The 11,038-nt window shown below is 60.7% G+C and carries 14 protein-coding genes; 9 read left to right on the plus strand and 5 right to left on the minus strand.

The window, feature by feature from the left end; translation table 11 throughout:
• Positions 1-37: 37 nt before the first annotated feature.
• From C7K55_RS06075 to C7K55_RS06085, 3 genes are all read right to left on the minus strand, one after another.
• Entirely contained in the window at positions 38-460 is a 423-nt protein-coding gene (locus tag C7K55_RS06075; protein WP_106502510.1) for an NUDIX hydrolase, read from the minus strand.
• Between the two features lie 9 nt (positions 461-469).
• Entirely contained in the window at positions 470-712 is a 243-nt protein-coding gene (locus tag C7K55_RS06080) for a hypothetical protein (protein ID WP_106502511.1), read from the minus strand.
• Positions 713-815: 103 nt separating this feature from the next.
• Entirely contained in the window at positions 816-2,900 is a 2,085-nt protein-coding gene (locus C7K55_RS06085) for a 4Fe-4S binding protein (protein WP_106502512.1), read from the minus strand.
• A 302-nt stretch (positions 2,901-3,202) separates the two neighbouring features.
• Between C7K55_RS06085 and C7K55_RS06090 the strand changes: the two genes are divergently transcribed.
• From C7K55_RS06090 to C7K55_RS06120, 7 genes are all read left to right on the plus strand, one after another.
• On the plus strand, positions 3,203-3,469 hold the full coding sequence (locus tag C7K55_RS06090) for a 2Fe-2S iron-sulfur cluster-binding protein (protein WP_106502513.1): 267 nt from the start codon (positions 3,203-3,205) through the stop codon (positions 3,467-3,469).
• An 18-nt stretch (positions 3,470-3,487) separates the two neighbouring features.
• Positions 3,488-5,407 (plus strand): NAD-binding protein, encoded by a 1,920-nt coding sequence (locus C7K55_RS06095; RefSeq protein WP_106502514.1) that lies wholly within the window; start codon positions 3,488-3,490, stop codon positions 5,405-5,407.
• Between the two features lie 162 nt (positions 5,408-5,569).
• Positions 5,570-5,998: a tellurite resistance TerB family protein gene (locus tag C7K55_RS06100; protein ID WP_127431989.1), complete on the plus strand. Its 429-nt coding sequence runs from the start codon at positions 5,570-5,572 to the stop codon at positions 5,996-5,998.
• Positions 5,999-6,136: 138 nt separating this feature from the next.
• Entirely contained in the window at positions 6,137-6,343 is a 207-nt protein-coding gene (locus C7K55_RS06105) for a hypothetical protein (protein ID WP_106502516.1), read from the plus strand.
• 10 nt (positions 6,344-6,353) lie between these two features.
• Entirely contained in the window at positions 6,354-6,611 is a 258-nt protein-coding gene (locus tag C7K55_RS06110) for a hypothetical protein (RefSeq protein WP_106502517.1), read from the plus strand.
• 66 nt (positions 6,612-6,677) lie between these two features.
• Positions 6,678-6,821 carry a chlorophyll a/b-binding protein gene (locus tag C7K55_RS06115; RefSeq protein ID WP_106502518.1) on the plus strand — a complete coding sequence of 48 codons (144 nt, stop codon included), beginning with the start codon at positions 6,678-6,680 and terminating at the stop codon, positions 6,819-6,821.
• An 81-nt stretch (positions 6,822-6,902) separates the two neighbouring features.
• Entirely contained in the window at positions 6,903-7,139 is a 237-nt protein-coding gene (locus tag C7K55_RS06120) for a chlorophyll a/b-binding protein (RefSeq protein ID WP_106502519.1), read from the plus strand.
• 56 nt (positions 7,140-7,195) lie between these two features.
• Here the strand turns inward: C7K55_RS06120 and C7K55_RS06125 are convergent, their stop codons facing one another.
• Positions 7,196-7,423, minus strand: a complete 228-nt coding sequence (locus tag C7K55_RS06125; protein ID WP_127431990.1) for a hypothetical protein — start codon at positions 7,421-7,423, stop codon at positions 7,196-7,198.
• A 39-nt stretch (positions 7,424-7,462) separates the two neighbouring features.
• Positions 7,463-7,867, minus strand: coding sequence for a YccF domain-containing protein (locus C7K55_RS06130; protein WP_106502521.1), 405 nt, complete (start codon positions 7,865-7,867; stop codon positions 7,463-7,465).
• Between the two features lie 124 nt (positions 7,868-7,991).
• On the opposite strand from C7K55_RS06130, the gene C7K55_RS06135 reads away from it, so the two are divergent.
• Together C7K55_RS06135 and C7K55_RS06145 are read left to right on the plus strand one after the other, a co-directional pair.
• Entirely contained in the window at positions 7,992-9,599 is a 1,608-nt protein-coding gene (locus tag C7K55_RS06135; protein ID WP_106502522.1) for a hydroxysqualene dehydroxylase, read from the plus strand.
• 391 nt (positions 9,600-9,990) lie between these two features.
• Positions 9,991-10,974 carry a fatty acid desaturase family protein gene (locus C7K55_RS06145; RefSeq protein ID WP_106502524.1) on the plus strand — a complete coding sequence of 328 codons (984 nt, stop codon included), beginning with the start codon at positions 9,991-9,993 and terminating at the stop codon, positions 10,972-10,974.
• Positions 10,975-11,038 lie beyond the last annotated feature (64 nt).

Raw genomic sequence — 11,038 nt, forward strand, 5'->3', positions numbered from 1 at the left:
CGTGCCCCGACGTTCATCGCTCCGGGCTTTGTTGTGCTCAGACCAGCTTGGTGAGCACGTGCTGCATCACCTCCAGTAGTCCATCGGCGAGGGGGCGATGGCTGCTGAGCTTGGCGCTCCAGATCGATCCAGACAGCAGTTCTTCTGGGCTTATCAGACCCAAGTCCTGGCCCTCCAGAAGCTGCAGCTGCTCCAGCGGCACCGATAGCTCGGCCTGAAACACATGGGCCGTTCGGCGGTGGATGTGATGCACCATCACCAGCTCCACCGCCGGGGGCTGCCAGCTGATCTCCTCCAGTAGCTCCCGCCGCAGGGCCTGCTCTGGCGTTTCGCCGGGGTCGAGGTGTCCGCCAAAGAGCCCCCAGCAGCCGGGCGCAACGATGTCGGGGATGTCGTCGCGCAGCTGCATCAGCCAGCGACCATCCCGATGCAGCATCGCCAGGGCGACTTCAACGGCCATGGATCGGCCTCAGGCAGAGGCCGACCGGCGCTGCTGCTTGGCGACGAGCGCGGCCCCGCCCGCTGCCAGCACCAAGCCACCGCTGATGGCGAGGAAAGCCAAGGTCTGCAGCAGCAAAAGGAAGATTCCAATGGCCGAACCGGTCACGATCTGCACCCTCGCCTTGATCAGCAGGGTGAGCAGCAGCAGCACAGTGGCCTTCAGGGCCAGAACCTTGGCCGTGCTGAATGGCAAAAAGGGATTCAAGAACACATGTTGATCTCGGGTGTACCCATGCTGGCGGACTGATCCCGCAGCGGTGGCTTCATTTGCGGCATTTCAACGGGGGTGCTTCCTCCCAATGGAAGGAGTTGCTTTAGGCCATGCCCGTGAGCCAACGTCCCCCCAGGGCAAGGGCGATGGCAAGGGTTGATCCCAGCCCCAGCAAGCGGGGACTTGTGAGCAGCAGCCGCCGCAGGATCACCAAACTCCAAATCAGACCCACCGCAATCACCGCGCTCTGGCAGAAGGCCACCACATGCTGATCGGCGCTCCAGCTTGGCCAGAGGGCAGCCGCGGCTCCTTGCCAGGGGAAGGCACTCACCGGCAGCAGCTGGCCGGCCTCGACCATTCCCAAGGGCAAATAGCGAGACAACAACAGGGCCCACACCAGCGGCAAGAGCCCATAGAGCAAGGGTTTCGGCCACCAGCCGGCCACCAAAACAGGCAGCAGCAGCGCAATCAAACCCACCCCAAACCTGGGCAGCAGGGGACCTGCTTGTAGGGATTCAGGGGCCCATGGCATCCAAGCCAGCCAGCCCTGCCAGTGATGCAAAGCCACACCGCCCAGCAGCACCAAGAGCAAGAGCCGTTCGCCAAAGGGGACAGCCATGCCCTTTTGCAGGTCGGCCGCGGGCGGGCGCAGGCGCAATTTCACAGAGCGGTGCGGACAGGCTTGAACGCAGGTGAGGCAAAGCACGCAATTGCGATTGTCTTCCAGGTGGGCTGGATGGGTGCCCAGGGGGCAGCCTCCCGTGGCCAGGCCTTCTCCTTCCGCTGGTCCGCCTTTGAAGCAGGCATAACTGCTGCAACTGCCGCTGCAGGTGCCCGCCTCGGCCCGCAGCTCCAGCACCGATAACTTCGCCATCAGGCCATTCATGCCCCCCACTGGGCACAAATAGCGACACCAGAAGCGCTTTTCAAACAACAGCGAGCACACCACCGCCCCGCCCGTAATCACGAGCAGCAGACAGCTGCTCAACCAGGCCGTGTCTTCAAGATTGGCCAGCTCCTCCCACAGCAAGATGGCGCCAAAGCCAGCGGCCAACACCGGTGCGGCCCAGCGGTCGGTGTCGCCCCGGGGCCAACGGCGCGGCTGCCAGCCCAGTAAACGGGCGAGCTTCTGGCTGATTTCGCCCCACACCATGAACGGGCAAAAGGAGCACCACAGCCGCCCCACCAGCGGGAAGGTGACAAGAATCACTGGCCACCACCAGGCCCAAAACAGATTCAAGGCACCGTTGTGGGCCCGATCCTGGGGTCCAAGCCACAGGGCCCCATTCACCAGCACAAACAGCCAGCTCACCAAGCCAAACAACAGGCCATTCCAGAGCCAAGGGGCTCGCATCCACTCCCTCAGCCGAGGCTTCCAGCCCCAGATGTCGAAGCGCAGGCTGGTGGGCCGGCTCAGTAGCCAAAACACATCTTCCGGCAAGAGGTCGGGCAGCTCACCATGAACGGCTGACGCCTTGGCCTGAAGCAGTGCCCGGTTGATCACCACATCCAGTTCCCGCAGGTTGTTGGGGAAGTCGTGGCTTTGGAGACGCTTCACTACGTTGGCGGGCACCTGGGGTGGCTTGGGCCAGCCCAATTGGCGGGCACGGCGCCGCAGGGAGTAACGGATCCAATCCCCCAGGTCTTGGCGGCGCACCCGTAGGGGAGGCACCCGGATTTGGTCGCACAGACCTTCCAGTTCCGGCACGCTGGATTCGGCGGTGAACAGCAACCGGCCTTGAAATGGTTCGCTGCAGCCAGGCCATTGGCCCGTTCGCGCCAGCTCGATCAGTAGGGCTCGCAGCTCGGGAGGGGCGGCATCGAAGCGATCCAGCAGCACGCACCCCTGACCGAGGCACTCCAGCAACGGCGGCCCTTGGCTTGGGGAACCGTGAAACAAATCGCCGCCATCGGCGCGCAGCAGGCTGGTGTCAACGCGAATCAATACATGGCGCCGGTCGCCCGAGCCGAAATGAACGAGCGCAGCCAGGTTGTCCTTCTCCAGCCCAGGCTCGCCACTGATCAGCACAGGCAGCCGCGCAGGATCTTGAGCCGCCTGGGCCAAGGCCGCCCGGAGCTTGACGGCGTAGCGACTTCCCCCAACCACCCCACGCCGGGTGGATCCCACCAGGTAGGGAGCCAGGCGTCGCAGGGCCGGTGCGTCTAGCTCCTGGGTTGGGGAGGTCATCGAGAAGGTGGGCTTGGCGGCGGGGGCCAGGGATGTCCGGTTGCTCTTGGGGCAGCCAGTTCCGCTTCAGCAATACCACCAGCGGCGGCTGATCGCTGAATGACCTGGTGAGAAAACACAACTAGCTGTCCGCGGTGGTCTTAAGACAGGTGATCGCCAGGGCCTGCTGGCGGAGTGCCGCAAAAGAAGCCGTTTTGCTCTGATCCAGGGTCCATGTGTCCTGCCCTACCGACCCTTTTTGGGGTTTCGCCTTGGATTGATTTAGTCAATCAACGTTCGGATCCACGGCTGACACCTACACCATCACAACTGAAGACGGCAAGTCTTTTACCTGTGCTTCTGACACCTACATCCTCGATGCTGCTGAGGAGCAGGGCATTGACCTCCCCTACTCCTGTAGGGCCGGTGCTTGTAGCACCTGCGCAGGCAAAGTTGTGAGCGGTGGTGTCGACCAATCTGATCAAAGCTTCCTCGACGATGATCAAATCGCCTCGGGTTTTGCCCTGCTTTGCGTGAGCTACCCCACCAGCGACTGCACCATCACCACCGGTGTGGAGGATGATCTCTGAACCCGGCGCCCCCGGACGTTGAGTGCCCATCCCGCCGATCGCCTGAGCCCTGCCCCCGTCCTGGTCTGTGGACTTGGCGCCCTGGGGCAGGCCTGTCTTCAGCGCCTCCTGGCCTTTGGTCTGCCCCTCCACGGCGTCGATCTGCGGCAGCCCAGCTGGAGAGATCCCGAGCTGGAGTCCCGTCTGGCGGCAACGCTCACCCTTGGAGACATGCGCCTGGCCCACGTGTTGCGCCAAGCCGGTGCCGAGCGAGCCAGTGCCGTTCTGCTTCTGAGTTCCGACAGCACGATCAACTTTGAGGCTGCCCTCCAGGTACGGCTCCTTAATCCCACCGCAGAGATCGTGGTGCGTTCCACCAACCGTCGCGCCGATCTCGGCGCCCTGCTGGAGCATCGCCTGCCCGGGGTAGCGGTGGTCGATCCCAACCTTCTCTGTGCTGATGCGATCAGCACCGCCCTAAGACCTGCATCGATGCGGGCGAGAGTGGAGGTGGATGGCCAGATCATTCAGGTAGTGGAGGGTCCTGGTGAGGACCTTCGCCAACAGAAGCAGGTCCGGCTTCCCGGGTCATCCTCCGGATCCCCGCCGGTATGGTTGACAGCCCGGTCACCGCTCATCAACCAGGGCCCGCTGGCCCCTGGCCAAAACCGCCGCCATCGGGTCCAGGCCTGGCTGCGGAGCAAAATTCAAAAGCTGCGCGCCTGGCTGCGGGCGCGGACACGGCTCCAGCGGTGGGGCTTCGCTCTGCTGATGCTATTGGTGCTGGTCGGCGTACAGACCTTCTCACAAGTGGGGGGATGGAAGCAGGGGGTGTTTGTCACCCTCGGCTTGCTCAAAGGGGAGTACGTCGACCCGGTGAACCTCCTCCTCTCCGATATCACCGGGATAGGGGAGGTCAGCGGTTGGCTGATCGTTGGCACCCTGCTCTATTCCCTGGTTGGCACGCTGCTGATCTCGGCCCTGGTGGCCGTGATCCTGGAACGTTTGCTGCGGGAGCGCCTGGGTGTGGAACGGATCCGGCTGCCCCGGCGGGGCCCGGCGCCGGTGTTGTTAGTGGAGGGATCGGCGCTGGCCCAGCGCATCGCCCAGCGGCTGCGGCGTCACCAGCAGCTGGTGGTGAGGGTCGAGCCGGGGGGCAGCGATGGCTCCCAGGACAAGGGAATCGTTCAATTCGGACAACTGGAGGAGGCGCTCCAGGCGCTTGAGGGTCGCCCTGTTGCCGCCGTTGGCCTGCTCTCCACCGATCTGCTGGCCAATCTAGAGGCCGCAATGGCGCTGCAAAAACGCTGGCCCGAGGCTGGTGTCGCGGTGCTGGCCCATGACTTTGGGGCCGCCGAACCCCTGGGGGAACTGCTGGGAGGGCTGGCGGTGATTTCCACCGTCGACCTCGTCGCCGATGCGGTGGTGGCGGCCGCCTTTGGGGAGAGGGTGGAGGGAGTCTTGCAACTGCAGGGCACCCACCTACTGATCGTGCGCTACCGCCTTCAGGAGCAGCACAATCTTTGCGGTCTGAATATCTCCAGGCTGGAGAATGGCTATGGCGTGACAGGCGTTTCTCTGCGCCGGTCCCGCTATCGCGAGCCCATTCTTTTGCCGCCGCCAGACCTGGTGCTGGCCGCCGGGGACCAGTTGGTGGTGCTGGCGACGGCGGCCAGCCTGCGTAGTATCGAATTGGATCTTCCAGTGCCCCCCCGCTACCGTCTGAAGATCCAATTTCAGGGGGCGCACTCGCCAGAGCGTCGCTTTCAGGCGCAGCAAAGCTTGGCTCGCTGGATCGGTTGCCTCCCAGGGGATGTGGTCCATCTCCTTGATGGAGAGAAGCATCTCACTCCTCCGGTGGATCGGGAAATCTGTGATCTGCTGGTGGAAGATCTCCGGCGGCAGGGAGTGGAATGCACCCTGATCCAAGACGGTGGCTTGGGCCGGGCCAGCGGATGAGAATCCGAGTTGAGAATCCGAGTTGAGAATCGGATGATGCGAAGACTAAGACGGGCCCGCTGGGTGAACGGGAGCGTTCGCGTGGCCTGAGCTTGAACAAGCCTTAACGAGTCCCTTGCAGACTGCCGGCAGGCTGGAGAGGTTCGTTCACTGCCGCCCGCCATGACCCTCCCGATGACCACGCTTGAAGCCTTTGCCGCCATCCCCCTGGCGGCGGTGTGCTGCGACCAGACCTTCGGCAAGGACGAAGCCCGCGTGATCCGGGAGCAGCTGCTGGGACGTACGGCCTACCAGGAGATGGAGCCCTATGCCTTCGCGCTGTTGATCTCGGGTCTGCTCAAGCGCTTCCGGGAGGAGTCGTGGCAGGGGCTGATCGCCAGCGCGGCCCCGCTGCTCAGTCCGGAGCAGCAGGAGATGGCCTTCGCCCTGGCCTGCGAGCTGATCCACTGCGATCGGATCGTGGCTCCTCAGGAGCAACAGTTCCTGGCGGCCCTGGCGCAGCAACTGCAGTTCACCACAGACCGTGCCGAGCAAATCTTTGATGTCTGCGATCTGCTGAACCGCGATTTCGTCAATAACCAGTCGACTTAAGCCCAGAATCCAACCGCCTCTCACTGTCAGCCGACATCGAAAACTGGACCAGCACCGAATCGTGTACAGCTTGGTGATCGAAATAGAGAGGCGTCAACTTTCCTGGCAGAGCCAGCCTCAGCTCTGCCAGCTGAGCCTATGCTGGGTAATTGGGATTTTAGTAAAGTGAATAAGGAGGAAATCTTGCATGACTACAAGCAAAAGCCTGGTGCTTTTATCCCTGAATTCGTGGCCTTGGATGATCTTGTGGACATTTTTCTAAACAACCCTGGCTTCCACTCAAGCTTCGAGGACTTTATGGAGGAATGGCAAGAAGAGGATAATGCTGTAGAATGTGAATTCTAAATCATAACCAATTTATATGGATATCCCCCCTCAAGAACTTAATCCAAAGTGGTTTAAGAGTCACTTGCTTGATCGCTCGGTTGAGCTTCAAGAGCTTTATGAGTTGCCTCAAGGTGAGCTAGATCTATTAATGGCAGAGGCTGCCGAGCTCAGAACTGATGTGGTCAATCGCGACCGCAACCATGGCAAGTGGTGCACCGCCGGCTATTTCCTGGAATTGGCGAAGATCATTAGTGAACGGCGATTCGCTCAGCTTGATCAGAAGTAAGGCTGCACGGCGCCGCCCCAACCCCTTCACATGCTGTTACAATTGGCGTAACAAACTGAAACACGCATGACTGAACCCACTCCCCGCTTTGGTTTTGTCGCCTTCGCCGAAACCTGGAACGGCCGTCTGGCCATGCTCGGCTTCGTGATCGGCCTGGGCACTGAGCTACTCACCGGCCAGGGCATCCTTTCCCAGATCGGGCTCGGTTGATCAGTGCCCTAGTGCTGCAGCTAAATATCGCGGACTGACGCCAGCGCTTCCGTTTCGTTTCACACCACCCAGGAGATCCCCATGACCAACACCCCCGCCAACGACAAGCTGCTCGACACCAGTGCCGAACAGCTGAACCTCATGGAGCAGCTCAAGCGAGCTGAACTGTTTAACGGCCGCGCCGCCATGCTCGGCATCGTGATCGGCATCGTGGTGGAAGGCCTCACCGGCTTTGGCATCGCCCACCAAATCGGCCTCGGCGCCCTGGTAGATGGTTATGCCGCCTGCCGCACCCAGTTCCTGCCCTTCTGCTTCTGAGCCCCTGCTCGGCTTGTACGCCATTGGCTTTCCATAACCCGGGTGCTGGGCAGCGTCTAGGTGCCGTAGGGCGGCCTGCGGGCCGACTCGATCAGCAGGTTCTGGAGTAGCTCCTTGCTGCTGATCAGCAGGTGGGCCAGCCAGGTGCCCGTCAATCGGGGTTCAGCTACCCGATCGCCCCTGCAATGGCTGATGGCTTGCTCGATCTCTGCCAGCTCGCGAGCGATATGGCGCACCATCGCTTCTGTGGTCTCGCGGGGGCTGGGCCGGAAAGGATTTTGCATCGGCTCCACTCTGCCCCCGGGCAGGTGCTGGGGTGGCATCTAGCGGCGCATCGGCACCACCTGCATGCCGACCGGGGCCAGTGCGATCAGCGCCAGCTTGATGTGCTGGATTCCAAAGGGGATGCCGATGATCGTCACGAAGCAGGCCACTGCAGAGGTGAGGTGGCCGATCGCCAGCCACCAGCCCGCCACCAGAAACCAGATCACGTTGCCGATCAGCCCCAGCGGTCCGGTGCCGAAATCCATCCGTCCGGTGAGCTCACGCCTGCTCACGGCCTCATTTCCAAACGGCCAGAAGGAGTAGTTGCCGATCACAAAGCAGGCCCGGGCCCAGGGAAGGCCGACGATCGTGATCGCCGCCACAAGACCGGCCAGCCACCAGCCCAGGCCCATCACCACCCCGCCGAGCACGAACCAGAGAACGTTGAGCAGAAAGCGCAGCATCAGATCTTCCGCGGTGCTCCCAGCCTGGCAAAAGGGAGACGCGAGCGCAGCCGTGATGGGTGATGTCCTCCTTCCATCACTGTTTGAGTAACTTGCAAAAGCTGAGCCGACGTTCATAGCAGCCATGCCTGACGGAAGACCATCCCATGTAGTCGTCATCGGAGCTGGATGGGCTGGTTGGGGCGCAGCCAAGGCACTCTGTGAAGCGGGTATTCGTGTCACCTTGATTGATGGGATGTCCGATCCAACAGGCACTCAACCAATCACAACCAAAAGCGGCAAACCTTTCGAGGCAGGCACCAGAGGTTTTTGGAAAGACTATCCCAATATCAATGCCCTAACAGGTGAACTCGGTGCTGGCGATATCTTCACTGACTTCACAACAAGTGCCTTCTGGTCGCCAGATGGGTTAGAAGCAACAGCGCCTGTCTTTGGTGAGGCACCCCAATGGCCAAGTCCGCTTGGCCAGATGGTGGCAACAATCACTAACTTCACGCGACTACCCATTCAAGACAGGCTCAGTATCGCAGGGCTTCTCTATGCGATGCTGGATCTTTATCGCAGCGATAAGATTTTCCAGCAGTACGACGATCTCGATGCGCAATCACTCTTTGTCAAGCTTGGCATCAGCGATCGGCTCATCAATGAGTTCTTGCGCCCCACCTTGCTGGTTGGCTTGTTCAAGCCGCCCGAAGAGCTTTCGGCCGCGGTCACCATGGAGCTCCTTTATTACTACGCCCTGGCCCACCAAGACTCATTTGATGTCTGTTGGATCAAGTCGAAAAGTATCGCTGAACATTTGTTTGCACCCCTGAGTAGAAGGCTGATCTCCCGCCATCATCTGCAGGTCCTTGGTGGAACGCTGGTGAGACGGGTGAATGTGTCGTCTGACTCGCAGCGCGTCAGCTCGGTTGAGCTTCAGAACATGGCAACCAAAACAGTTCAGGTGATTGACGACGTGGATGCTGTGGTCTTGGCGGTTGGTGCAAAAGGGCTCAAGTCTCTGATGGCTCAATCTCCAGAACTCAGCAAGGCAGCACCAGAGCTTGTTAGCGCTGCTTCGCTTGGCTCCATCGATGTCGTTTCAGCACGTCTTTGGCTGGATCGTTATGTTCCAATCGCTTACCCAGCCAACGTGTTTTCCCGCTTCGAATCACTGAAGGGCTCTGGGGGCACTTTTTTCATGCTGGATCAGTTGCATATGGATGCGCAACAGGCTCTCTGGGGTGATGGGCAGCCCCAGGGCTCGGTGATCGCCAGCGACTTTTACAACGCATCGGCTATCGCAGCGATGAGTGATCAAGAGATCATCGACTTGCTTACGCGTGACCTGCTCCCCATCGCGCATCCCGAATTCACCAATGCCAAGGTGGTTGATTCCGAGGTGCGGCGCTATCCAGGCTCTGTGTCGCTCTTTTCTCCGGGCAGTTTCAGAAAACGGCCACCTTTGGAAAGCTCATTGCAGTCGATCGTCTGCGCTGGCGACTGGGTGCGGATGGGCGACAAAGAACATGGAGCCAAGGGTCTGTGTCAGGAACGAGCCTATGTGTGCGGGCTGGAGGCAGGGAACTCCTTGATAAGACGCAAGATTGTCAACGGTGCCGATCACTCCCATTCCATTCTCCCTATTCGGGCAGACGAGCCACAAGTCGTTCTAGGCCGTGCTCTCAACAAGCTCGTGATGGATCCAATTGAAGCCCTTGGTGTGAAACTGCCGTGGTTCAACTCCTAACGAGTGCTGGACTGATGGCCGACTTCATTCAGTGCTGAGGCTTGCGGTCTTGTCGTTCAAGCACCGCCAAAAAGATGTCTACGCGATCAACCTCCAGGGATTGACCACCGTGCAATAGCCGGCGCTTCGCCAAGGAGCCCTCTTTTGACTTGTTGCTGCGGCAAGGCTTCCTAGGCCTGACGTGGCGGGAGATTGCCGGTCAGCTCGACGCCTGGAACACTGATGCGACTGGGGCCTTGGAGATGCAGATTGCGGCGTTGGCGCTGTTCAAGCGCGGCGTAGCTGGTTTTTTTGCAAACGACTGGTTCAGAATTCTGATAGTTCCTAACAGACAGAATTGGAGCGTATTGACACTCATCTCTGATGTTCCTGCTTCTGTCCCCTTGCCGCGATGACGACTCTGGATCGTGATCTCTGCGCAGCGGTCGCTGATCTAGGCGGGGCTCCGTCATGGATTGAACGGGCCTGGACTGTGGCTCGGCTGCTTGGGCTAAGCGGTGTGTTGATCGGCGGCTCGTGCCTGTTCTGGATGCTGCCGCTGGGCTGGCTTTCTGGGGCCATGTTGATAATTACTGGGGCTGCATACGCACTGCTGCTGATCGCTACCCATGAGATGGTTCATGGCACATTGCTTGGCTGGCGGAGGTTCGAGACCCCTTTCGCTTGCCTTCTCGGCTGGCCAATGGGCTGGCCCTACCTCACCTACGCGCGGCTGCATCGGCTACATCACCTCTGGAACGGTCGCGACCCGCGCGATCCAGAGAGAACGGATGTGCTTCCAATGGAGCGATTGCACGCCAGCCCCCTGCGCCGCCAGCTGCAGAGCCACCTTCTGCCTTTGCGGATTCTGGTGTTCGGTGGGGTGGGGCTCATCGCTGACACCACGATCAAAGGCCTGCAACTGCAGCATGTTGATCCGCGACTGGGGCAAGCGCGGCTCGTAGATGGGATCGGCGTTGTCGTTGTGCACGCGGCGATGTTGAGCGTTGCCGTGGTCCACGGGGAAATCTGGCACTATCTCCTCTTCTGGTTGGTCCTTGAACGGGTGATCGGCGTGATCGTGCAGCTGCGCGGCCTAGTCGAACACCACGGTCTGTGGCAGCAGCACAACACCAATTTACAGACGCAGCTCTACTCCAGCCGCAACATCCGTTGCAGCACCTGGTTTAACGCCCTGATGGGCGGGTTGCCACATCACAGTGCCCACCACGCCTTCCCCTGGCTTTGCAGCGCACGGCTACCAGAAGGGAGTGCCCGCATCGCGGCGGTACTTGCACGCCATGGCGCGGCACCGACTCCCTTCGCAGACAGCTACGCAGCAGCCCTGCAACTGCTCATCCATGGGCGATCAGTCCCTGGTGCAGCTTGCAGCTGAGCACCGGGATGGACCCGTCCTGGATCTACGCGGCAGCTTGGTTGGTTTGATTAACGCTGAGGTT

The sequence above is a fragment of the Cyanobium usitatum str. Tous genome (assembly GCF_003011885.1).
In the GTDB taxonomy this organism is placed as follows: Bacteria; Cyanobacteriota; Cyanobacteriia; order PCC-6307; family Cyanobiaceae; genus Cyanobium_A; species Cyanobium_A usitatum.

Excerpts from the sequence above, each read along its gene's own strand:
- C7K55_RS06130 (WP_106502521.1), bottom strand. The coding sequence starts at position 7,867 with ATGCTGCGCTTTCTGCTCAACGTTCTCTGGTTCGTGCTCGGCGGGGTG.
- C7K55_RS06125 (WP_127431990.1), bottom strand. The coding sequence starts at position 7,423 with ATGCAAAATCCTTTCCGGCCCAGCCCCCGCGAGACCACAGAAGCGATG.
- C7K55_RS06075 (WP_106502510.1), bottom strand. The coding sequence starts at position 460 with ATGGCCGTTGAAGTCGCCCTGGCGATGCTGCATCGGGATGGTCGCTGG.
- C7K55_RS06100 (WP_127431989.1), top strand. The coding sequence starts at position 5,570 with ATGACCCTCCCGATGACCACGCTTGAAGCCTTTGCCGCCATCCCCCTG.
- C7K55_RS06085 (WP_106502512.1), bottom strand. The coding sequence starts at position 2,900 with ATGACCTCCCCAACCCAGGAGCTAGACGCACCGGCCCTGCGACGCCTG.
- C7K55_RS06120 (WP_106502519.1), top strand. The coding sequence starts at position 6,903 with ATGACCAACACCCCCGCCAACGACAAGCTGCTCGACACCAGTGCCGAA.
- C7K55_RS06145 (WP_106502524.1), top strand. The coding sequence starts at position 9,991 with ATGACGACTCTGGATCGTGATCTCTGCGCAGCGGTCGCTGATCTAGGC.
- C7K55_RS06115 (WP_106502518.1), top strand. The coding sequence starts at position 6,678 with ATGACTGAACCCACTCCCCGCTTTGGTTTTGTCGCCTTCGCCGAAACC.
- C7K55_RS06135 (WP_106502522.1), top strand. The coding sequence starts at position 7,992 with ATGCCTGACGGAAGACCATCCCATGTAGTCGTCATCGGAGCTGGATGG.
- C7K55_RS06105 (WP_106502516.1), top strand. The coding sequence starts at position 6,137 with ATGCTGGGTAATTGGGATTTTAGTAAAGTGAATAAGGAGGAAATCTTG.